The sequence below is a fragment of the Kribbella sp. NPDC050124 genome (assembly GCF_044460355.1).
Lineage (GTDB): Bacteria > Actinomycetota > Actinomycetes > Propionibacteriales > Kribbellaceae > Kribbella.
Genome location: NZ_JBITJU010000012.1, coordinates 1 through 20,295 on the forward strand (window position 1 = coordinate 1; position 20,295 = coordinate 20,295).

Below are 20,295 nucleotides of genomic sequence, written 5' to 3' on the forward strand. Positions count from 1 at the left end.
CAGCGAGGCGGGGCACCCCACCACGCCCACACACCCCAACAGTCAACCGACCCAGAATCAGCCCCTCACACCCAGCCGATCGGTGGATCGAGGCTAAGGCAATTGGTCCCGCAACGCTTGGGGTACTCCGCGGTCTGGGAGGCGGGGACGGTTTACCCGACCACCACCGGCGCGGAACAGGCCGCGCGTGAAGCGACGTACGCGGCGGCGCAAGCCACAGACCCACCGCAGGGTTCCGGATGGGCCCGACGGAACGATGCACGAACCCTTCTAGAGACCTGCCGATCAACGTGCCGACTGCACAACGCACGGATCTGCCGATGAGCGGACGCGACACGTGTAGCGCGATGAGCTAGTCCAAGGCGGTCCGAGGCAGGACAATCGCCAGGTGACGTTTCGATTGACCAGGGAGCAAGCAGAGCAGGCCCTCGACGTGTGCGCGCTGTTCCCGCCGCGCACCGGCATGTACGTCAGCCCCGTGTCGTGGGCAACCGTCGACGCCTTCTGGTCCGGCTACGTATCGAGTTGGCCTGACGGAGCGCACCGAGTGCTGCAGGAGTTCGCGACGGAGCAGTTAGGGCCAAGCAACATCTCTTGGGGGTGGCGGCTCTACGAGGCTCACAAGGCAGGCGAAACTCGCGAGCAGCACTTGGATCGTGAACGCGGTCAGGAGGTCGCAACGCACATCTGCTCGATGATCAGCGCATTCGTCAACGCGCATCGCGACGCCTGAACAGCCGCTCCTGCCGCTTCGGGCTGGGTGCCCGCACATGCCGCCGAGAGTGAAGCGCGGTCATGCCGAATTCAGGAAGTTACTCGAAGGATCGGTCGACCTCTGACTGCGGCCCGCTGAGTGTGCGGTGCGGACATACGTGCGGACGCTGAGCCTGACCCCGTACCCTCTGACGATGCGCGGATCCGCCCTGCGACGACACTCTGCCGCCTTGGCACGCCTGGTTGACCACTACGGCCGCACCGCCTCCGCTGACCTCTGCTGGATGTACGGTCAGGGGTCGGTCATGGCGGGTCTGACCGAGGATTCCGATCTCGACCTCGTCCTTGTCTGGGTCACGGATATTCCCAGTGCGCCAACATTGCCGGGGCAGTCGAGCCTCGCCGAGCATGCAGGGCTCGCGTTGGAGCAATCGCACCTCGATGGCTACGACGTCGACGTTATGCACGTTCCGCGTAGCACTCTTGAAAACTGGATGAGTGAACTCGAGCGAGGAGACGGCTGGACGGGTTCAGCCTGGCCGCTGCCGATCTATGTCGCGGCGGGCTTGGCCGAGTCAGAGCTGTTGCTCGATCCAACTGGCCTCGGAATGGAGTACCGCTCACGAGTCCAGGTCCCTGCGGCCCGGCTCGTTTCAAGTGTGCGGCAGCACCTTGAAGCCACGTTGCCCGGCTACGTCGAGGAGCTAGATCGGGCAGGCGAGCGCCAGAACCGATGGCTCCACGCGCACCTGGCCGTCGAGCTTCACAAGCTCATCTACACCGCGTGGTTCCTCTTCGAACGGCACTATCCACCATTCCCCAAGTACTTGCCGCAATGGTACGAGCGTTTCGGCATGGACAGTGGGATCCGAAGTCTCGAAGCCATGTACTGGGCCGCACGCGACCCTGCCGAGGAAACGACAGCGCTTGAGTCTCTGGCAGCCGCTGTGCTCAACCTGCGTGAGCCGGCGGTTGGGGTGTCCCGTCGCTCGGACGCCACCTAGACGCACGGAGCCGCGATCCGCGCATGCGAGAACGCGGCGAGTGTGCCTAGTGCTCGGACCGTTGATGTCGCGCAGGCGACTGCGGCTGTCGATGCGCCCAGATGACCGCAGCGGTCCATATCAGCAGGGCCAACACGAGGCCCGCCGCAGCACCGCCCCCTGGTGCCCTGAAAAGGCTTCCTACAACGGCACCGGCCGCGCCCACCGTGAGAACCCCGACGAGCAGCAGCCCGAAGGCGTCGCCGTCCCACCCCAGGTCACGTAGCCGCTTAGCGATTGAGCGGTGGCGATCCATCAGCATCAAGAGTTGCCCGCTGACCACCAGCGCGACCACCAGGCCAAGTATGAACGGAACGGTCCCCATCAACATATTGTGCAGAATCCCCCTTGCGCCCCTGGCCGCCGGTCGCAACCTAGAACGCACTGATTTGCCGCGTTCCGCGCGCTGTCATGCCGATGTCAGGACGTGCAAGCCTGGCCGTCGCAATCGTCGGCTGCCGTGGTGCGGTGTGCGAGCCTTCGTGTTGGCCAGGCCGGATGTGTCTGGTCTGCTGGGGCCCCGGCCGGGTGGGACATTTCGTGGTGGCGGCGTTCGGGGTCGCGTTGTCGCGGACGGTCAAGGGCAGCTATCGGGTCGCGGCGGCGGGGTCGGGCTGGGCGTGCCGAGGTCAGGTGATGGCGTGCCAGAGCAGGTCGACGCAGCGGGGTATCCAGTCGGCGCCGACGGTGCCGTGGCGGAGTAGTTCGCCGAGGTAGGAGCCCAGCATCAGGGATACCGCGGCGTCGGCGTCGAGGTCGCTGCGCAGCCTTCCGGCGGCGGTGTCGTCCTCGATGAGCCCGGCCAGGGCGGTGGTGTACGGGGTGAGCAGGTCGCGGACCAGCGTCGTGAACGGGGGCTCCCGGTTGTCCAGCAGGGCCGCGACCCCGCCTCCGCCCAGGACCTCACCCAAGATGGCGTGCACCTGACCGAGCGCCCAGGTCAGCCGGCCCCGAATGTCTTCGACGGGCGGTTGGCCGGGTGGGGTGACCGCCGAGCCGATGGCGGCGCGGAGCAGGTCGTCGCGGTCGCGGTAGCGGCGGTAGATCGTGGTCTTGGCCGCCCCGGACCGGGCGGCGACAGCCTCCACGGTGACCGCGGTCGGACCGCCCTGTCGCAGCAGCTCCAAGGCGGCGTCGATGAGCCGCGCGTCGACCTCGGTCGAGCGCGGCCGGCCGATGCTGCGCTGCCCGGGCACCGTCTGCGTCTTCGGCGTCGTCTGCTGCTGCACGCCTCCACTCTAGCCGAAATAAATACGCTACGGGTAGCGTTACCTAAGTACGAGGGGCGGCATGGAGCCGTCTCCGCCACACCCTGGAAATGGAACCGATGCATCCATGAAGATTGACCACCGGCCTGCCAAGGCGCGTCGCACGCTGGAGAACGTCAGCCGCTACCGCCGCCCCGTCGCCTTCTACGTCCTCGCCACCGCCATCCCGTGGGCGCTGTGGTTCACCGCCGCCTGGCTGTCTCGGCAGCCCGATCCCAGCCAAGTCACCCTCGCCGCCATGACCGGCCTCGGCCTGGCCGGTCTCGCCGCCCCGGTCCTCGTGGCGATCTGGTTCATCCGCAAGGATGGGCTCACCCGAGACGTCCTCTCCCGCCTCGTAGCGCCACGCGGCACTCATACGTGGGTCTGGCTGGCCGCGCTGTTCCTGCTCCCCGGCTCGCTGCTCGTCGCCACCGCGGTCTCCATCCCGTTCGGCTACGACGTCTCGCAGTTCCAGCTCCGCAACGGCTTCTCGTTCGCGACCGGCCTGATGCCGGCCTGGATCACGCTCGCCCTGGCCCCCGTCCTGGAGGAACTCGCCTGGAAGACCTACGGGACAGATGCGCTCACGTCCCGGATGAACGTCTTGTGGACATCGCTGGTATTCGGTGTGGTGTGGGTGCTGTGGCACGTGCCGCTCGGCTTCATCAGGGGCTACTACCAGGCGGAGGTCGTCGACGAGGGCCTGATCCACACCCTCAACTACACGGTCTCGCTGATACCGTTCGTCATTCTGACGAACTGGCTGTACTACCGCGCCGGCCGCAGCGTCCTCGTCGCGATCGTCTTCCACCTCGCCGCCAACTTCGGCAACGAGCTCTTTCTCACGCATCCGGACACAAAAGTGATCCAGACCGCCTTGCTGCTGGTGCTGTCAGTCGTCGTGGTCTGGCGCGATCGCGAGCTGTTCCTGACACCCCCCAGACGCCGCGCATGACCAAGGCGCCAAGTGGCCCAAGGCCGTCGCCAATATCGTCGACGACCTCGACGCGCGGCCGGTCTCCTGCTTCCCGGCCGAACACCGAGTCCATCCAGCGCTCGGACATGCCGCATATGGTGTGTGTGGCGAGCATCATCGAGCGCGGAGGCGACTGACCGAGAGAGCCAAGTTCGGGGCCGACTCAACAGTCTCCAGGAGTCGGGCCTGGCGTGCGATTTCGGCCTGTACGACCGTGGTGCGAGCGTCAACCTCGAGTGGTCGGAAGACCTGGGCGCCACTTGGGTATTCGACGCGGGAGAACGCCAGGTCCATGGCCCGCGACGCCGCCCACCAAGCTGCGCCGGCTTCTCCCTGCAGCGAACTCAAGGCATAGTACGTAGCCGCCACGGGATCATCATCGAGGTAGGGAACATTCTCAAGCTCCGTTACGGCCTGGGAGACATCACCGCCATCGAGGAGGGCATCCCAGCCCAGTTCGACTAGGGCTGACAGGGACTCGACATCAGGTCCGAGCGCACCCTGCGCGCACGCCAAGGCGAAAGCGGCCTGTCGGTCGAGGGGCATCGCGAGTACCCGGCCGCGTAGCGCACTCCAGTTCTCGTATGAATCCACGCCCCAACTTATCCCTGACTGTCCGCCACTGCTGGTCTGAGAGCGTCACCCATCGGTCGCACGATCATGCCGCCATCCGGGCGTCTGCTTCCTAGGCTGCTCCCACCTCGTCAACCACCGCGCTGCCAGTCAGGCGGGTCAGATTCGTTCTGCACCGACGACCGACGCGAGTTCGTCTGCTTGCTTGGCGAAGAGCCGGCCGAGCGTGAGCGCCAGGCCGTTGCCGTCGGGCATCCAGACGAACACCGTCGGCATGGTACCGCGCTTGTACTGCGCGGTCGCGTTCTCAAGCGGGAGGTCGGCGACCACCTTGTTGGTCGGCTGCATGGTGAAAGGATTCTTGTCCACGACCGCGACCCGACGGTCGGTCACCACGACGAAGCCCTCCGCTTTCGCTCCTGCTCTCTGACTGAGCAGCATCTTGCCGACTCGCATCGCGCCGTCGACTCTGGAGTCTCGCCGCGCAGGTTGGGCGGAGATGATATTGACGAAGCGGACGTCCTCATCCGGCTCGAGGTCGAGTCGATCGAGGATCTTCTTGCGAGTCTTCTCCCTCATGATCTTGCTGCCCTCTCGTTCGTTGGGGGCCGGCGCGCCCCGGCCGTGCGCCTGAGCATTGTAGGGATCGAGGTCGGCGCCAAACGCGCCGGTCAGGTGGCGACGCACGCCGCGAGCTGCTCGCCTGGCGGATGGGCCGGGACCCGATGCTGGCATTGACGCCCGCTCGCGCCTCGGTCACACATGCTGCTCCGACGTCGATAGCCGAGTCGAACCATAATCCCCGAAGCGTTCAGCCGTATCCCCGAAGCTTTCAGCCGTCGTTCGTCCCCTCGGATGTCTCCCGTACCGGCGACAGCCAGCCGCTTGCCCGCGGCGAGTCACGTGTGGGCCAGCTCTGGGAGCAGACGCACTCAATTGCCGCGATCCGCGCTGTCGCAGATCCTCGCGTCGCGCCGAGGACTGCGGAGATAGGGGTTGGACTCAGCGTTTGCATCACCGAGGTGTGAGCCTGACGCCTGTGGCGGCGCTGATGACCGCCCGGTCTCCGAGCGGCTCAGCCAGGGTCACGACAGCGGGCGTCGAATACGCAACGAGCGCACCACAGCCGGCGCCGGCCATAAGGGGACCGTGGCTCCCGCCGATGACGACCAGGTCGTCGAATTCGAGGACGTGAGCTCGAAGGTCGGACTCACAGCCCCCGTGGCTGAGCGAGAAGGTGAGCGTGTTGCCCTCGATCCGGGTGAGCCGCTCGGCCCCGAGCAGGCCAGGGTCCGGCTTGGCGAGCCCGGGCGGTGGCACAGGCTGAACAACAGGCTTGAGCACGTCCGAAGAGACTGCGACGACGACCATCGGCCTCGATTTGCCCTTCGCGGTGAAGGACCACGCCGGCACGGTCGCCGGGCCGTTGCTCGTGTCCACGTCGGCGGTTGTCAAGGATGCGGCGGTGATCGTGAGTCTGCACTTCGAGGCCGGTATTTGTACGTGTCCGCAGTTGTCGTGCGGAGTTCCAATCGCTTGTGCCAGTGCGGGCCGGGGATCGAGGACGCTCACCGACAGACTCGAGCCGTCGCCGAAATCGATGCGGGTGGTGCCACCTGATCCGGCTTGTACGCCCGGCGCGATGGTGACGTGCCCGGCCCCCCAGGCAACCTTCTGCTCGGTCGTCTCGAAGCCCAGGTCCGGTGTCCGCGACGAGTACAGGAAGATCCCCTCGGGAGGCTTCGGGATCCCCGCAGCCCGGACGGCTTGCGCCACGTCGCGTGCCCGGTCGAGAAACACCGCAGGCGCAGGAGCGGACGGAATCAGCGTCGGCACCGCATCACGGGGCGTTGTCGGCCCCGCGATGGGCGTTGCAACAGGTGTCGCTCCAGAGGTTGGCGCTGCCTCGTTCCCACACGCCGACAGGGCAAAACCGATCAGAACGACGGCAGGACCCAAGTACGCGCGACACCTCGCACCGCGCCTGACGGACCTCATGCTTGGTGAGACGCGCCAGGTCTGGCGAATCGTTGCATTGGCCGTCATAGGCCGAGTATCTGCTCGTCTCCGGTGAGTCGACAAGGCACGCGCTCGACCAGAAAGCTCAGCGCGGCGTCAAGCTCGATCGACCTGATCGACTCATCGCGGGGCCCTCGGTTTCACTCCAGGCCTGGTGGCAACAGGAGAGTCACCGTGGCGATGAGCCAGGGACCGAGTATGTCGTCACAACGCACTCTCATGCCGCGATCCGACCGCGCACGCTCAGGCCGAAATCCAGTCATTCCCGGCTCTGCCGCATCACCTCGGCACATCCCGATTCAGTCATTGTTGGTCATGGCCTCGCGCAGTCGCCTCCGCACGAAGGTGACGTCTGGGTCGTCGCCACCGACTCTGTTCTCGGAGAACTCGATGCTCCTGCGGGCCTCCTCGAAGTTTCCTTCGGCGATGTCCATGAGGGTGCGCGGCCAACCTCCGCCGACGCCGACAGGGCAGTCGTCGACGGCGCGGCGCAGGCCGTCATCGTCGAGGCTGGCTTCGACCCTTGGGATGGCCTGCGTTTCCACGATCATCCACACGAAGCCGCCCACCTCCAGCGGATCATCCTCGCTTGTGATCGTGAAGCTGGCGACCTCGTGGAACCAGTCGTGATCAAGCGCATATGAGGGGCGCTTCGTCATCGGCTGTCGCCCGGTGCCTTCCCGAAACTCCTGCAGATACCGTGACACCACGCCAACGTGCAAGTGGAAGGTGCGCATCTGTGCGGTGGACCGGGCATGGTGGCCAGACAGCTGCAGACTTCCGACGTGGCCGGTCGTGCCGTGCAGGTAGTACTTGCCGGAACCTCCTCGCCAGCCTCGTTCGCGCAGCGCCGGGGTAATGCATCCCTTGAGCATGCTGCGGTACTGGTCCTGTGCGGTCACGGCGGGAGTCTAGGGCACTCCGAGCATCAGACCAGGCCGTGCGCAGCACCGCTGGACCGGCCGCTCGGTGCGCGGTAAGGGCGAGAACGTTCGCGACCCGGATCGGCTCCGCGGTTCACTCATCTGCCGCGGAGAGTGAAGCGCGCTAATGCCGATGTGAGGATGTCGGCAGTCGCGATGCTCGTACGCCGTCAAAGTGGCAATACGTGCCTACGCCGAGGGAGATTCGCCAGCTAACGAGATACTGACAGTGTCCTCCGGGGAGAGTGTTGCCAGGTTCGGCGGCTCGCCTCCGCTCCGCGCCACGAGAGCCTCAACCGCTTCCTTGAATCCCTCGACCCCGTCGTTGATCGACAGGAAATCGCCACTGACATGGTCAACCTCCACCGTGACAAGGCGCTCGTCGTCCGGCGGCAGCAGCAACACGGAGATGCCTGCCCCCGTCAGCTCTGACCAGGGGTAGCCAATCGTCCCGCGGGAATCGATCAGCCAGACTCCGTCCTCGTCAACGATCACACGGTCACTCACCTGTGCAGCCTACCGATGCGCCACGGTGATCGCCTCCGCTGCTCGGCTCTCGCGCCTTCAAGGTGGTCGCGTAGTTGGTCTGCCGCCGAGAGCGAAGGAGGTCATGCCGATGAGCGAGTCGATTGATGCCAGCCCATGCCAGAATCCATCGAATGCTGAATCTGTACGTCGTCACACATCCCGAGGCCACACATCACGTGGAAGACCGAGTGGGCGGTTGGTACGACTCCGAACTGACGCCGGCAGGTCTCGTGCACGCCGGACTCATCGCCGACGCGCTGACTCAGCGGGTGAACGACGTCGCTGGGGTATCGGTGTTCACCTCCGACCTCACGCGAACCACGCAGACCGCCGTGGCAATCGGACAGCGGCTCGACCGAGAACCAGTGAGCATGAGCGAACTGCGCGAGAAGTCGTACGGCGAGGGTGAGGGACAGCCGGACGCCTGGTTCCGGGATCGGTTCGTACCACCCCCGGCCACTGGTGAGCGCATGGACCACGACGAAGGACTTGCTGGCGCCGAGACGAAGCTGGAATGGGTACGGCGGGTATACCGAGGCATGGACCAGATCATGAGCGCGCCAGCCCCCACAACGATCGTCGTGACGCACGGCGGTTCAGCCAGTCCTGTGATCGCGCACTGGCTCCGGATCCCATGGGATGCGCTTGCTTACGCCAGTTTCCGCGTCGAGACGGGCAGCATCACCCACCTCCGCGAGGACGACTACTTCCATAACCGCACCCTTGTCGAACTCAACGACACCACCCACCTTCGCCGCAACTGACGCAACGAACGCACTGACATTCCGCGTAGCGTGGTCAGGCCTCTGAGCGGTCCAGGGCCTGTCGGTAGGACTCGAAGGCGATCGGGTCCTTCACCGGATCCGGACGGTTGGCTTCCTTCAGGGTGGCGGCGCGGGTGATCCCGCCAAAGACGCGATCAACGGCGAGTGCGGAGTCCTCGGCGGAAAGAGAGAACTCACGCGCGACCGCAGTCTCCAATTCGAGCCCGGAGAGTCCACGCGCACTGGCGGCGAGCGTGTAGTTGACGACGTCGGCCACGTCGCGTCCTGACGGCAGGGCTACCGCCATGTCGTCCGACCACACGAGGGCCTCGGACCCTTTGATCGCCTGATCGAGCGGCTTCGAGGGTTTGATTCGAGACAGCCACACTCTGGCTTCGTCGTTGGGTAGTGGAGTGGCCTCGACACTCGCGCACAGGAGCGGGTACGCGCGGCCGGAGTCCCAGCCGCGCTGGTAGGGAGGCGGGTCGAGAACGATGACGCGCACGCCGTCGATCAGCGGGATCTCGTCAGGCCGGCCTTCGTTCCAGATCCAAGCTCCCATGCCGTCAACGAGGTTGAACTGGCCGATGAGACCGCCTGCCGGGGCGAGATCTCCGGAACCATCGGCGGCCGCGAGCATCGCTGGCGTCGGCGCGGCGGGCAACCCCGAGGTGTCTCGGCGGCGGAGGACGCCTCGCCGCGCGACCGGAAGTAGCGGGATGATGCGAGCGGCGAGAAGTGTGTGGAGTTGGAAGTTGTCGGCCACGCCCGAGATCGTGACGCGGAAGGCAGTGCCTGTGGGGCGGTGCAGAACGACCAGCAGCTCGTCGTCGAGAATGCGGAGCAGCCCAACCAGCCATGGAGCAAGGTCCGGAAGGTCGTCCTCCGCGGCGATCGCTGCGGCCGTTAGCCGCTCCCGCTGCGGCAGCGCACGCCGGACGTCGGCGCGCTGGCTGAGGAACAGGACGGGTTGCACCCAGGACTCGGCGTACATCCACGAGCGAGCGACGGCGCCGGGGTCGTCGCTCCGGGAGGCTGCTGCCGCGACGAACTGCTCGTATTCGCGCTCACCGCACTCCGCTCGCTCTGGGACTGGTCCGACAAGCTCCTCGTGGAGTGCCACGAACCGCCGCGTGCCCTCCAGCGCGCGGCACGCGTGCTCAACCAGGGTGTCGAGAGCCGGCGTGGCATCCCCGTCCATGCCAATCAGGGAACCGACGTACTGCGCGAGCGGTCCGGCCAGGGACTCCGGCGCGTCGGTGAGTACGGGTGCGAGCAACGTGACCGCTGCTTCGAGATCTTGCCGCGATGCGTCGTGGAAACTGTCCGCGAGGCGCTGCCCGGCCGCGAAGAACGCCTCCGGGTCCTTGCCTCGCGCCGCCGCAGCGATGTCATTGACGATGGTTTGCAATGCATCTGGGAAAGCCACCGCGCGAGCGTACAGGGCCCACAAGTCAAAGAGCCGCTACTCTCACGACCAGGCTGCAGGTGACCGCGGCGCACGCCAGCAACGTCACGCGGCCTCCAGACGAGCACGTCTGCCGCGTTCCGCGCGGCCAAGCCGAGGAGCGACTGTCTGCTCAGGTCGTGACTCCTCCGGCATCAACCTTAAGCGTGAGGCCTCCTTGTCGAAGTCGAGCATCACGCCCAACTCGTTTCGGAGGGATGCCCAAGACTCCAGTCGGGATCCCCGGACGTCCGCCTATGGCGGTTCCTGAGCGGCGTCGCGGTCGTCCATCGCCCGCCGTCGACCTCGAACAGGTACGAATCACCTGGTGGACAGGTGTTGTGCACAGCCGTCAGAGGACACCTCCGCGGGGGTCGACTGCCGAGGTGGCTCCTTGTCGTCAAGGTGTTCTGGAGCAGCTAGAGGTGGTCGGGGCGTTCGGTATGTGGGTCTGGATCAGGCGGCTGAGTTGTGTTCGTCGAAGCGGACGATCAGGCGGGCGTTGAAGGCTTGGGCGATCCGCTCCAGCAGGGCGAGGGTGGGTATTGTCCCGCCGGCTTCGAAGCGGGCGAGGGCCGACTGGGTCATGCCTGCCGCCTCGGCGAGTCTGGACTGGGTCCAGCCGCGCTGTTCACGCATCTGCCGCACCGCGATTCCGAGTTCGAATGCACGCCGGGTGGCGTCGTACGCCTCCGCGGCCCCGGGCTCCGCCATCCGGCGTCCCCGAACCTCATCCCATCCCGTCCGGCTCGTCACCTCAGTCCTCCTCCGTCACCAATACGACGTGCGCTTCCTGCACACACCTGCGATACGCCGTCCGCGCCCTCTCGAGCTCCCGCGTTTCCCGCATCCCTGTCTTACGGAACACGGTCAGCAGGATGATTCGCCGATCGGTGGCGATCCAGTAGCTGATCCGCAGCGCGTCCCGATCGAGCCAGAAACGCAACTCTCGAAGCTTTCCACCGATCTGCTTGGTGTACGGCTCGCCCAGCAGCGGACCCCGCTCAGCGAGCAGATCCACGGAGAACGCAGCACGTGCGAACAAGTCGGTCGGTAGTCCTTCGAGCCAGGCGCGCACCTCGGCTTCCAGTTCAACGGTACCCCAGGTCATAGCATCGATGCTATAACACCTTGATCACCCCGAAGGATGACTGGTAAAGGCGGCTCGGGGTCGGCCGGTGCGGGCGGGCCGGCGGCTGGTTTGGCCCACGGGCTCGAGCTGGGCCGGGACCGACTGGCGCGGCTGGCGTGCTGCGTGGACAGGTGCCTGCCGGCACGCATGGCCTCCAACGTGTGCGACAGCGCTAGGTCAGTGCTCGTTCGAAGGTGGCGCGGTGGGTTGTTACGAAGGTGTGTTCGTGGTGGGACCAGGTGATGCGGTCGGAGCGTTGGGCCTGGGTTATGGCGACGTTGGCTTTGGTCCAGAAGGTGGCGTTTTGGAGTTGGCGGGTGAGGATGGCGTCTATGAGTGATTGGCGTTGGGTGGTGGTTAGGGCGTAGGTGTCGGATAGGAGTTTCACCTGTGTGGCTTGGGGTTCTGGGTCGGTGCGCTTTGAAGAGATGCACCAGGTCCAGGCCAGGTAGGCGACGTCTTCGAGGATGTTGCCGGGCTTGGCCAGGTCGAAGTCGATCAGAGCGGCCGGCAGGTTGTTGACGAAGACGAAGTTGTTGGGGCCGGGGTCGTGGTGGCAGATGACCTCGTGGGTGCCGGCTAGGTGGGTTGCGCGGGTTGCGTTGTGGAAGGTGCGTAGGAGGCGGGCGGCTGCGGCTATCTGGTCGTTGGTCCAGCGTTGGAAGCGGGCGGGGACCCAACCGTCGACGTACGTGAGGATGTCTCGGTCCTGGTCGTCGCGGCCTAGGTAACGCGGTGCGCCGGTGAACCCGACCGTCTCCAGGTGGCGCAGAAGCGTTGCGGTGAAGGGAGATGCAGGTCTTCGCACCGTGTCGCCGACGCGGACTACGCCGGGGGTGAGGCGGCCGCCGGTGAGTGGGGTGGTCACTGGGACGGGCGGGCCTGGGCGAAGATCCAGCGGTGGCCTTCGAGGTCTTCGGCTTCGTAGCGGGTGTAGCCGTGGGTGTGGATCTCGGAGACGATCTTCGCGCCGTTCGCCGTACTGCGGGCGAAGTGGGCGTCGAGGTCGTCGACGTACACCCAAACCTCGTGATCCAGGCCTTTGCGCTCCTCGGTCAGCTTGAAGAGGAGGATCGCGGACTTGCCGACGTGCAGCTCGATCCAGGTCGGGTCCGCACCTTCGGCGGGGATCTTGTCCCACGACTCCAGGCCGAAAACCGTGTGCAGCCAGCGCGCGGCGGCGGCCGGGTCCTCGTAGTACAGGCCGACCGACAGGCGGTCGAGCTCACGTGGGTTGTCCGGCGCGTTGCGGCGCTCGAACCACTGCGGCACCCAGTGCAGGATGTTTGCCCAGAAGTAGAACGCCTTCTCGCCACCCTGAACCAGGGTCTGTACGACGGTCACGCGCGTGCCGCCGTCGAGTTGGTCGAAGCTGATCCGGGTCTCGGTGTCGTCGACCGAACTGCGGTACGCCAGCAGCGACCCCGGCTGCCAGTCAGTGATCGTGCCCAGCTCGAGTACGTCGTCCGGGAGTGCGTAGACCTCGAGGATGCGCCCACCGACACCTGGCTCGATCTGCATCGCGGTGGCGCGGGCGGAGTCCCAGAAGTTGATCGGGCCGCGGACCCACCACAGGTCGATCTCCTCGGTGAAGATCCGGAACGCGGAGTGCGGGTCGGTGGCGACCTCGACGGACGCGGATGCCGATGGCTTGGTCATCAGGACTCCTTCTGCTCGACGTGTTGTTTGAACGAACCCAGCTGGTCTCGCCAGTGCGCCTGGACCTGGTCCAGCCAAGCCTGTACGGCGACCACAGGCTCGGGATTGAGTCGGAAGATCCGCACCCGCGCGTCGTCGGGCCCGCGTTCGTCGGCGACCAGCCCGGCGGACAGCAGGATCCGCAGGTGCCGGCTCATCGCGGGTGACGACGAACCGGTCGCGGCCGCGAGCTGGCCGGCGCGTTGCGGACCCTCGCCGAGCAGCCGGACCACCTGCCGCCGGGTCGGGTCGGCCAGCACCTCGAAGAACCGGTCGACCTGATCTTCCACCATGCCGCAATAGTTAACGAGACGTACAACTATTGTCAATGGCTGGAAGAACCTCTCGGCTGGTTGGATGGGCCGCATGAGTGAGAGAGATGTCGAGAAGGACTACTCGGTCGCCGACTTCGCGGCCAAGCTGCGCCGGCTGGCCGACGCCCTGGAAGCGGGCAAGCCGTTCCGGATCCAGATCGCCGGTGAGCGGTTCACGGTGCCGAAGAACGCGCGGATCAGCGTCGAGCACGAGCGCGGCGACAGCGAGGAAGAGGTCGAGTTCCAGCTGAAGTGGGCGATCGCCGACGCCGACGAAGACCCAGAAGACGACGACAACGAGGTCTGACCCAATTTGGCTGGCAGACCAGCCAAATGAGGGGTTTGCCACCCGCAACCAGGGTGGCAAACCCCTCACCTCGTGGGCCAACCAGGCAAATGCTGTACGGCGGGGACCGCTCGGGGGGAGGGGGTCCGGCGGGGCGACGGTGGGGGCGCCGGCCGGGGGTCAGGGGGCGGTGGGGACTGGGGTCAGGTGGCAGGCGACTTCGGTGCCGTTGGTTGCTGGGAGCACCGGAAGGCTGCCGGTCCGGCAGGCGTCGATGCCCTTCCCGGTGGCGACTAGTTGGCAGCGGGGGTGGAAGCGGCAGCCGGTGGGGATTCGGGTTGGGTCCGGGGGCTCGCCGGTGAGGACGATGCGCTCCGGGGACTCCGGCAGGACTGACAGCAACGCCTTTGTGTACGGGTGTTGCGGGTTCGTGAGCACGTCCTCCGCCGGGCCCGACTCGACGATGCGGCCGAGGTACATGACCGCGACCCGGTCGGCGATGTTCCAGGCCAGGCCGAGGTCGTGGGTGACGACCAGCGCCCCGAGGCCGAGCTCGTGGCGCAACCGCAGCAGCAGCGCGAGAATCTCACCGCGCACCGACGCATCCAGCGACGCGACCGGCTCGTCCGCGATCAGGAACTTCGGACTCAAAGCCAGCGCCCCCGCGATCACCACGCGCTGCCGTTGACCGCCCGACAACTCATGTGGATACCGCAGGAAGAACCGCTCCGGCGGTCGCAGACCGGCACGCGACAACGCCGAGGCGACCACCGCCTCCTCGTCGGGCAGCCCGTGGATCCGCGGCCCCTCGGCGACCGCCTCGTAGACCGTCTGCCGCGGGTTGAGCGAACCCATTGGGTCCTGCAGCACCAGCTGTACCTGCCGGCGGAACGCGCGCAGGCTGCGACCCGTGTAGCTCAGCGGCTTCCCGTCGTACGAGATCTGGCCGGAGGTCGGGCGTTCGAGGCCCAGCAAGGTCCGGGCGAGCGTGGTCTTGCCGCAGCCGGACTCGCCGACCAGCGCGACGATCTCACCGGCGCCGACGGACAGGTTGACCCCGTCCACGGCCCGCGCCCGCCGGCCGCCGCGACCGCTGAACTCGACCTTGACATCAGTTGCCTCTAGCAAGTTCCCTCCCCCACCAGAACGCAGGCCGCCGTCCGCCCGGAGCCCGCCGGACGCAGGTCGACGGCAACGGTCGAACAAGTCTCGAGCGCCTTCGGGCAGCGCGGATGGAACGCGCACCCGTCCGGCAACTGCTGTGGATCCGGCGGATCGCCGGCCAGCCCCCGCGGAGCCAGCCGCGACGCCGGATCGCCGACGGTCGGGAATGCGGCCGCGAGCGCCTGGCTGTACGGATGCTGGAAGTCACCGGACGACGGGCCCGCCTCGACCAGTCGTCCGGCGTACATCACGGCGAGCCGGTCGCACACGTCAGCGAGCACCGACAGGTCGTGCGAGATCATGAGCAGCGAGATGTCGTGCTCGGCGATCAGCTGCCGGATGAGCGTCAGCACCTGCGCCTGGACCATCAGGTCGAGCGCGGTCGTCGGCTCGTCGGCGATGATCAGCCGCGGCGAGCACGCCAGCGCCATCGCGATCATCACTCGTTGCCGTTGGCCACCACTGAGCTCGTGCGGATAACTCCGCGCCCGCCACGCCGGGAGCCCGACCTGCTCCAGCAACTCCCGCACTCGGGCCGAAGCCTCCGACGGCGATGCCAACCGATGTACCAGCAACGGCTCGGCGATCTGGTCCCCGATCCGCTGCACCGGGTTCAGCCCATGCTGCGCCCCCTGGAACACGATCGACGCCCCGGACCACCGGACGGCCCGCAACCGGCCCCACTTCATCGCCAGGACGTCCTCGCCGTCGAGCAGCACCCGCCCGTCGAGACGCGCCGATCGAGGCAGCAACCGCAGCAACGCCATCGCCACCGACGACTTCCCGGATCCCGACTCCCCCGCCAGCCCGACGGCTTCGCCCGCCGCCAACGACAGCGACACACCACGTACGGCGGGAACCTCGCCGGATGCGATCCGATAGGTCACGGACAGGTCGTCCAGTTCGAGCAGAGTCATCACGCCGCCCTCGTCCGCAGCCGGGGATTGAGCACACTCTCCAGCGCCCGCCCGCAGAGCGTGAACGCCATCACCACGATCACGATGCACAGGCCCGGGACGAGGATGTACCACCACGCACCGGCAGTCGCCGCGCCCCAGTCGTACGAGCCGCGCAGCATCGTGCCCCACGAGGTCTTGTTCGCACTCACCCCGAGGAACGCGAGCGTCGACTCGGTGACGATCGCGCTGGCCACCTCGAGCGTCGTACTTGCCAACAGCAACGGTGCGACGTTCGGCAGCACGTGCCGGGTGGTGATGTGCCAGTGGCCGGCGCCGAGGGCGAGCGAGCGTTCGATGTACGGGCGCGCCTCGACCGCGAGGGTCTGGGCCCGGATCAGCCGCGCCGTGGACGGCCAGGACGTCACCCCGATCGCGACGATGATGGTCGCCGTACTGCCGCCGAGAATCGCGGCCAGCACCAGCGCGGTGACCAGCGACGGCAGCACCAGGAACCAGTCGGTGATCCGCAGGATGATCGCACCCAGCCAGCCGCGGAAGTGCCCGGCCGCGATGCCCAGGACGGTCCCGATCACCATGCTCAGCAGGGCGGCGAGGAAGCCGATCAGCAGCGAGGTCCGCGAACCCCACCAGATCATCAGCAGCACCGACCGCCCCGACTCGTCGGTGCCGAGCGGGTAGTCGAGACTCGGCGGCGCCATCTTCTCGCCGGTCCCGCTGACCACGTTCGTCACGCCGGAGTCGATGAACAGCGGCGCGATCAGGGCCAGGACCACCGCCAGCACCAGGATGGCGAGCCCGGCCACACCGGCCCGATAGGTCCGGAAGTCGACCCAGAACCGCTTGAACGCCCGCTGCCGGCGCATCCACGCAACGCTACTCATGCCGACCTCACTCGCGGATCGAGGACGTGGTAGACCACGTCGGCGAGCGTGTTCATCACGATCACCGACACCGTGATCAGCAGGAACGTGCCCTGCATCAAGGTGAAGTCCGGCACCCGGATCGCCTCGTAGAACAACTGCCCGAGCCCCGGCCAGCTGAAGATCGCCTCGACCGTCACCGCACCGCCGACCACGAACCCGATCCGCATGAACACCAGCGTCACGGTCGGCAGCAACGCGTTCGGTACGGCGTGCTTCCGCCGGATGTCGTCGTCCCGCAGCCCCTTCGCACGCGCCGTGGTGATGTAGTCCTGCCCGACCTCGTCGAGCACCGACGAGCGCATCACCAGCAGGTACTGCGCGTAGACGACAGCGACCATGGTCAGACAGGGCAACACCATGTGCTGCGCGACGTCGAGCACGTACGCGAACCCCTCCGGCGCGTCCACGCTCGAGCTCCCGCGGGTCGGGAACACCCCGGGAATCGGACCGACCCCGGCCGCGAACACCATCAGCAGCAGCAACCCGAGCCAGAACGTCGGCACCGACCACAGCACCAGCGAGATCGCGGTCGAGAACTTGTCGAACCGGCTGCCCGGCTTCCACCCCGCCCGCGCGCCCTGCCAGATGCCGAGGCTGACCGCCATCACCAGCGCGGTCCCGGTGAGCAGCAGCGTCGACCCGATCCGTTCCCCGATCAGGTCCAGCACCGGCCGCTTGTACTCGTAGGAGATGCCGAGGTCGAACTGCAGCGTCTGCTTGACGAACTGCAGGAACTGCTCCGGCAACGACTTGTCCAGCCCGAGCCGGGCGCGTTCGAGGTCGAGCTGCTCCGGCGTCATGTTCCGGCCCTGCGCGAGCGCCCGGACCGGGTCACCCGGCAGCAGCCGGAACAGGAAGAACGTCGCGACGATCACCATCGCGATGCTGAACAGCGCCCCGCCCGCCTTGGTCGCCGCGTACCGCAGCAGACCATGGCGGGCCGGGGCCTCATCCAGAACCTCGACAGCCGGTTGACCGACGGTCATTCGCGCTCGTCTGCGGCGCCTTGGCGGCGCCGCATCACGAAGAAGCCACCGATCGCGAGTGCCGCGGCGCCGCCCGCGACGCCACCGATCACGCCGGCATTCGAACCACCCTCGTTCGTCGACGCGGCGTCGGTCGTGACCGCTTCCAGCGTGTAGAACGGCCAGTAGCCGCTGCCGCCGTACAGCAGGCCCTTGTCCTCAGGGATCGGCGTCACCTTGGCGATCCGGTCCTTGCGGTAGCCCTCGAGGTTGTTCGGGTAGTACAGCGCGATCACCGGCGCGTCGGTGTACAGACGCTCCTCCATCTTCTTGATGAGGTCGGCGCGCTTCGGCCGGTCGAGCTCCTTCTGCTGCTGCTTGTAGAGGTCCTCGTACTGCGGGTCGCAGTAGAACGACTCGGTGCCGCCGCCCTCACCGGACGCGGTCGGCCGCCGGCTGCACAGGTGCGTCGCCAGCACCTCCTCCGGGTCCGGGTTCACCGACCAGCCGCTGATCGCGATGTCGAACAGCGCGGTCGTCCCGGTCTCCTCGGTGAACTTGCTGGAGTCGAGCCGCTTGGTGGTCAGCGTGATGCCGACCTCCTTGAACCAGCCGGTCAGGTACTCCGACAGCTTGTCCTCGATCGGGGTGTCGGTGTGGATGCTGAACCGGAACGCCAGCTTCTTCGACCCGTCCGGCATCGTCCGGACGCCGTCGGCGCCCTTCTTGTACCCGGCGTCGTCCAGGATCTTGTTGGCCTTGGCAACGTCGTACGTCACCTTCTGGTCGCCCTCGGCCTGCCAGAAGAAGTCCTTGTACATCGGCGGCACGATCGAGCCGTCGGCCGGCACCGCGAGGCCGTTCTGCACCTCGTCGACCAGCTTCTGCTTGTCGATCGCGTAGTGCAGCGCCTCCCGGACCTTCGGGTCCTTCAGCGCCGGGTGACCGTCGCCGATCGGCTTGTTGTCGCTGGTGGTCGCGCCATGGTTGATCTGCAGGTACGTCGCCCGCCGGCCGGCCGTGTTCCACTGGACGATGTTCTCGTCACCCTTGAGCGAATCGAAGTCCGGCGGCGCGAGCCGGCCGATCAGGTCGATGTCACCCTTCTTCAGGCCGACGATCGCGGCGGCCGGGTTGTCGTAGAAGATCATCTGCAGCTGGTCGATCTTCGGGGCGCCCCGCCAGTAGTTCGGGTTCGCCTCGAGCTTCACGTACTGGTCCTTCTTGTGCTCGACCGCGATGTACGGACCGCTGCCCACGGCCGGATAGACGTCGGCCTCGTACTTCGAGATGTCCGGCACCTTCTCCCAGACGTGCTTGGGCATGATCGGGACCGGGTTGTCGAGCATCGAAGCCTGCGGCGCCTTCAGCTTGATGGTCAGCTCCTGGCCGCTGGCGCTGACGCTGGCGAAGTTCTCCACCGCCGGGCCGTTGCCGGTCTTGGCGCCGTCGTCGGTCATCATCTTGTTGAACGTCCAGGCCGCGTCCGCCGCGGTCACCGGCTGCCCGTCCGACCACTTCGTCTCGCGGATCTTGAAGGTCCAGGTCAGCCCGTCCGGGGACGTCGTCCAGGACTCGGCCAGGTCCGGACTCGGCTGCAGGGTCTTGGAGTCCGGCACGGTCAGGAACCCGTACATCCAGCGCTGCAGCGACCCCGACACCAGCCGCACGGCCAGGAACGGGTTCATCGAGTCGACCGCCTGGGTGACGCCGACCCGGATCACCTTCTCCGACGGTTCGGCCGCCTGCGCCGCCGTACCGGGTAACACCAGCAGAGCAATGGCAGCCGCAGCCGCCAGGACCTTCCTCATCCGCCCCACGCACCTTCCGCCCTAATCCGTTTGGGGAAGAAACCACACCAGCAAGCGCTCTCCTGTCAACGAGTTACGGAGTTTTGTCACTGGTTTGTTTCCGAGCGTGGTCATCATTTTCCGTTTGACTACACGATCGTGCAGTGGTTGGCCGGTGGACGCGCGCAAGGTCTTGACTACACGATTGTGTAGTAGTTTGCTTTTGTGTGTAGCCAGTGAGGAGTGGTGACGTGATGGACCGACCGGCGGATGATCTGACTGCGCGGGCCCGGATTCGGGATGCGGCGATGAAGTTGTTCACCGAGCGCGGGATCGAGGGCGCCTCGATCCGCGACATCGCGGCCGAGGCGGGGGTGTCGTCCGGGCTGGTCCGGCACCATTTCGGCTCCAAGCAGGCCTTGCGCGAGGCCTGTGACCGGTACGCCAAGGAGCGGATGCTGCAGATCGGCGAGGAGCTCGTGTTCCAGGGTGGCGCGGAGCACACCGACGTGGCCGCGATGCACCCGATCACGATGCCGCTGCAGACGTACCTGGTGCGCTCGATGATGGACGGCTCCGAGACCGCGACCGCGCTGTTCCTGGAGATGGTCGACGCCGGCGAGGAGTTCACCAAGACCCTACCCACCGACCCCAGCGACCGGCGGGCGTACGCCGCCGTGCTGGCGGCGATGAAGATGGGCGTCTTCGTGCTCCGCGACCAGGTCTCGACGGCGATCGGCGAGGACATCGCCGGTCCCTCCGGCTACGCCCGGCTCACCAAGGCCATGCTCGACATCTTCACGATCCCGGTGATGACGCCGGAGCAGGTCGACCGACTACGGAAATACTCAGAGGAGCACTGACAG

General features: G+C 66.7%; 23 protein-coding genes. 6 read left to right on the forward strand and 17 right to left on the reverse strand.

From position 1 onward, the window contains the following. The first annotated feature begins 388 nt into the window (after positions 1 to 388). Both ACIBL3_RS25720 and ACIBL3_RS25725 read left to right on the forward strand, forming a co-directional pair. Positions 389 to 733: a hypothetical protein gene (locus ACIBL3_RS25720; protein ID WP_396356111.1), complete on the forward strand. Its 345-nt coding sequence runs from the start codon at positions 389 to 391 to the stop codon at positions 731 to 733. A gap of 175 nt (positions 734 to 908) precedes the next feature. Beyond that, a complete protein-coding gene (locus ACIBL3_RS25725; RefSeq protein ID WP_396356112.1) occupies positions 909 to 1,718 on the forward strand; it encodes a hypothetical protein in 810 nt (269 codons plus the stop codon). Positions 1,719 to 2,386: 668 nt separating this feature from the next. Here the strand turns inward: ACIBL3_RS25725 and ACIBL3_RS25730 are convergent. Further along, complete coding sequence (locus ACIBL3_RS25730) at positions 2,387 to 2,986, reverse strand: TetR/AcrR family transcriptional regulator (protein WP_396356113.1); 600 nt, start codon at positions 2,984 to 2,986, stop codon at positions 2,387 to 2,389. Positions 2,987 to 3,092: 106 nt separating this feature from the next. Here ACIBL3_RS25730 and ACIBL3_RS25735 point away from each other — a divergent pair, with 106 nt between their 5' ends. Beyond that, complete coding sequence (locus ACIBL3_RS25735) at positions 3,093 to 3,962, forward strand: CPBP family intramembrane glutamic endopeptidase (protein ID WP_396356114.1); 870 nt, start codon at positions 3,093 to 3,095, stop codon at positions 3,960 to 3,962. A 135-nt stretch (positions 3,963 to 4,097) separates the two neighbouring features. Here ACIBL3_RS25735 and ACIBL3_RS25740 read toward each other — a convergent pair whose 3' ends face one another. The 5 genes from ACIBL3_RS25740 to ACIBL3_RS25760 form a co-directional block, all read right to left on the reverse strand. After that, complete coding sequence (locus ACIBL3_RS25740) at positions 4,098 to 4,577, reverse strand: hypothetical protein (RefSeq protein ID WP_396356115.1); 480 nt, start codon at positions 4,575 to 4,577, stop codon at positions 4,098 to 4,100. A gap of 138 nt (positions 4,578 to 4,715) precedes the next feature. Further along, complete coding sequence (locus ACIBL3_RS25745) at positions 4,716 to 5,243, reverse strand: hypothetical protein (RefSeq protein WP_396356116.1); 528 nt, start codon at positions 5,241 to 5,243, stop codon at positions 4,716 to 4,718. A gap of 327 nt (positions 5,244 to 5,570) precedes the next feature. Further along, a complete protein-coding gene (locus tag ACIBL3_RS25750) occupies positions 5,571 to 6,392 on the reverse strand; it encodes a hypothetical protein (protein ID WP_396356117.1) in 822 nt (273 codons plus the stop codon). Positions 6,393 to 6,874: 482 nt separating this feature from the next. After that, positions 6,875 to 7,477 (reverse strand): hypothetical protein, encoded by a 603-nt coding sequence (locus ACIBL3_RS25755; RefSeq protein WP_396356118.1) that lies wholly within the window; start codon positions 7,475 to 7,477, stop codon positions 6,875 to 6,877. A 210-nt stretch (positions 7,478 to 7,687) separates the two neighbouring features. Beyond that, entirely contained in the window at positions 7,688 to 8,005 is a 318-nt protein-coding gene (locus tag ACIBL3_RS25760) for a hypothetical protein (RefSeq protein ID WP_396356119.1), read from the reverse strand. A gap of 152 nt (positions 8,006 to 8,157) precedes the next feature. On the opposite strand from ACIBL3_RS25760, the gene ACIBL3_RS25765 reads away from it, so the two are divergent. Then, positions 8,158 to 8,790 (forward strand): histidine phosphatase family protein, encoded by a 633-nt coding sequence (locus ACIBL3_RS25765; protein ID WP_396356120.1) that lies wholly within the window; start codon positions 8,158 to 8,160, stop codon positions 8,788 to 8,790. A 34-nt stretch (positions 8,791 to 8,824) separates the two neighbouring features. On the opposite strand, the gene ACIBL3_RS25770 is transcribed toward ACIBL3_RS25765, so the two are convergent. The 6 genes from ACIBL3_RS25770 to ACIBL3_RS25795 all read right to left on the reverse strand — a co-directional run bounded on the left by ACIBL3_RS25770 (position 8,825) and on the right by ACIBL3_RS25795 (position 13,360). Beyond that, positions 8,825 to 10,219: a hypothetical protein gene (locus tag ACIBL3_RS25770; RefSeq protein ID WP_396356121.1), complete on the reverse strand. Its 1,395-nt coding sequence runs from the start codon at positions 10,217 to 10,219 to the stop codon at positions 8,825 to 8,827. Positions 10,220 to 10,693: 474 nt separating this feature from the next. After that, complete coding sequence (locus ACIBL3_RS25775; RefSeq protein ID WP_396356122.1) at positions 10,694 to 10,951, reverse strand: helix-turn-helix domain-containing protein; 258 nt, start codon at positions 10,949 to 10,951, stop codon at positions 10,694 to 10,696. A 43-nt stretch (positions 10,952 to 10,994) separates the two neighbouring features. Then, positions 10,995 to 11,348, reverse strand: a complete 354-nt coding sequence (locus ACIBL3_RS25780) for a type II toxin-antitoxin system RelE/ParE family toxin (RefSeq protein ID WP_396356123.1) — start codon at positions 11,346 to 11,348, stop codon at positions 10,995 to 10,997. A gap of 193 nt (positions 11,349 to 11,541) precedes the next feature. Beyond that, positions 11,542 to 12,237 carry a phosphotransferase family protein gene (locus ACIBL3_RS25785; RefSeq protein WP_396356124.1) on the reverse strand — a complete coding sequence of 232 codons (696 nt, stop codon included), beginning with the start codon at positions 12,235 to 12,237 and terminating at the stop codon, positions 11,542 to 11,544. After that, entirely contained in the window at positions 12,234 to 13,028 is a 795-nt protein-coding gene (locus tag ACIBL3_RS25790; protein ID WP_396356125.1) for a VOC family protein, read from the reverse strand. Before ACIBL3_RS25790 ends, ACIBL3_RS25785 begins: the two co-directional genes overlap by 4 nt. After that, positions 13,028 to 13,360 carry an ArsR/SmtB family transcription factor gene (locus ACIBL3_RS25795; protein ID WP_396356126.1) on the reverse strand — a complete coding sequence of 111 codons (333 nt, stop codon included), beginning with the start codon at positions 13,358 to 13,360 and terminating at the stop codon, positions 13,028 to 13,030. Before ACIBL3_RS25795 ends, ACIBL3_RS25790 begins: the two co-directional genes overlap by 1 nt. 73 nt (positions 13,361 to 13,433) lie before the next feature. Between ACIBL3_RS25795 and ACIBL3_RS25800 the strand changes: the two genes are divergently transcribed. After that, positions 13,434 to 13,688 (forward strand): amphi-Trp domain-containing protein, encoded by a 255-nt coding sequence (locus ACIBL3_RS25800; protein WP_396356127.1) that lies wholly within the window; start codon positions 13,434 to 13,436, stop codon positions 13,686 to 13,688. 159 nt (positions 13,689 to 13,847) lie between these two features. Here ACIBL3_RS25800 and ACIBL3_RS25805 read toward each other — a convergent pair whose 3' ends face one another. From ACIBL3_RS25805 to ACIBL3_RS25825, 5 genes are read right to left on the reverse strand one after another with little or no spacing between them, the layout of a single operon-like run. Further along, positions 13,848 to 14,795, reverse strand: a complete 948-nt coding sequence (locus ACIBL3_RS25805) for an ABC transporter ATP-binding protein (RefSeq protein ID WP_396356128.1) — start codon at positions 14,793 to 14,795, stop codon at positions 13,848 to 13,850. After that, positions 14,789 to 15,748, reverse strand: coding sequence for an ABC transporter ATP-binding protein (locus tag ACIBL3_RS25810; protein WP_396356129.1), 960 nt, complete (start codon positions 15,746 to 15,748; stop codon positions 14,789 to 14,791). The genes ACIBL3_RS25805 and ACIBL3_RS25810 overlap by 7 nt, the downstream gene beginning before the upstream one ends. Further along, positions 15,748 to 16,632, reverse strand: a complete 885-nt coding sequence (locus tag ACIBL3_RS25815) for an ABC transporter permease (RefSeq protein WP_396356130.1) — start codon at positions 16,630 to 16,632, stop codon at positions 15,748 to 15,750. Before ACIBL3_RS25815 ends, ACIBL3_RS25810 begins: the two co-directional genes overlap by 1 nt. Beyond that, positions 16,629 to 17,660 (reverse strand): ABC transporter permease, encoded by a 1,032-nt coding sequence (locus tag ACIBL3_RS25820; RefSeq protein ID WP_396356131.1) that lies wholly within the window; start codon positions 17,658 to 17,660, stop codon positions 16,629 to 16,631. The genes ACIBL3_RS25815 and ACIBL3_RS25820 overlap by 4 nt, the downstream gene beginning before the upstream one ends. Then, a complete protein-coding gene (locus ACIBL3_RS25825) occupies positions 17,657 to 19,450 on the reverse strand; it encodes an ABC transporter substrate-binding protein (protein WP_396356132.1) in 1,794 nt (597 codons plus the stop codon). The genes ACIBL3_RS25820 and ACIBL3_RS25825 overlap by 4 nt, the downstream gene beginning before the upstream one ends. A gap of 233 nt (positions 19,451 to 19,683) precedes the next feature. Between ACIBL3_RS25825 and ACIBL3_RS25830 the strand changes: the two genes are divergently transcribed. Further along, entirely contained in the window at positions 19,684 to 20,292 is a 609-nt protein-coding gene (locus ACIBL3_RS25830; protein ID WP_396356368.1) for a TetR/AcrR family transcriptional regulator, read from the forward strand. The last annotated feature ends 3 nt before the right edge of the window (positions 20,293 to 20,295 follow it).

What these genes read in the sequence shown, in the direction of transcription:
- ACIBL3_RS25725 (WP_396356112.1), top strand. Translation starts at nt 909, where the DNA reads ATGCGCGGATCCGCCCTGCGACGACACTCTGCCGCCTTGGCACGCCTG.
- ACIBL3_RS25735 (WP_396356114.1), top strand. Translation starts at nt 3,093, where the DNA reads ATGAAGATTGACCACCGGCCTGCCAAGGCGCGTCGCACGCTGGAGAAC.
- ACIBL3_RS25765 (WP_396356120.1), top strand. Translation starts at nt 8,158, where the DNA reads ATGCTGAATCTGTACGTCGTCACACATCCCGAGGCCACACATCACGTG.
- ACIBL3_RS25775 (WP_396356122.1), bottom strand. Translation starts at nt 10,951, where the DNA reads ATGGCGGAGCCCGGGGCCGCGGAGGCGTACGACGCCACCCGGCGTGCA.
- ACIBL3_RS25780 (WP_396356123.1), bottom strand. Translation starts at nt 11,348, where the DNA reads ATGACCTGGGGTACCGTTGAACTGGAAGCCGAGGTGCGCGCCTGGCTC.
- ACIBL3_RS25790 (WP_396356125.1), bottom strand. Translation starts at nt 13,028, where the DNA reads ATGACCAAGCCATCGGCATCCGCGTCCGTCGAGGTCGCCACCGACCCG.
- ACIBL3_RS25795 (WP_396356126.1), bottom strand. Translation starts at nt 13,360, where the DNA reads ATGGTGGAAGATCAGGTCGACCGGTTCTTCGAGGTGCTGGCCGACCCG.
- ACIBL3_RS25800 (WP_396356127.1), top strand. Translation starts at nt 13,434, where the DNA reads ATGAGTGAGAGAGATGTCGAGAAGGACTACTCGGTCGCCGACTTCGCG.
- ACIBL3_RS25810 (WP_396356129.1), bottom strand. Translation starts at nt 15,748, where the DNA reads ATGACTCTGCTCGAACTGGACGACCTGTCCGTGACCTATCGGATCGCA.
- ACIBL3_RS25815 (WP_396356130.1), bottom strand. Translation starts at nt 16,632, where the DNA reads ATGAGTAGCGTTGCGTGGATGCGCCGGCAGCGGGCGTTCAAGCGGTTC.
- ACIBL3_RS25820 (WP_396356131.1), bottom strand. Translation starts at nt 17,660, where the DNA reads ATGACCGTCGGTCAACCGGCTGTCGAGGTTCTGGATGAGGCCCCGGCC.
- ACIBL3_RS25825 (WP_396356132.1), bottom strand. Translation starts at nt 19,450, where the DNA reads ATGAGGAAGGTCCTGGCGGCTGCGGCTGCCATTGCTCTGCTGGTGTTA.
- ACIBL3_RS25830 (WP_396356368.1), top strand. Translation starts at nt 19,684, where the DNA reads ATGGACCGACCGGCGGATGATCTGACTGCGCGGGCCCGGATTCGGGAT.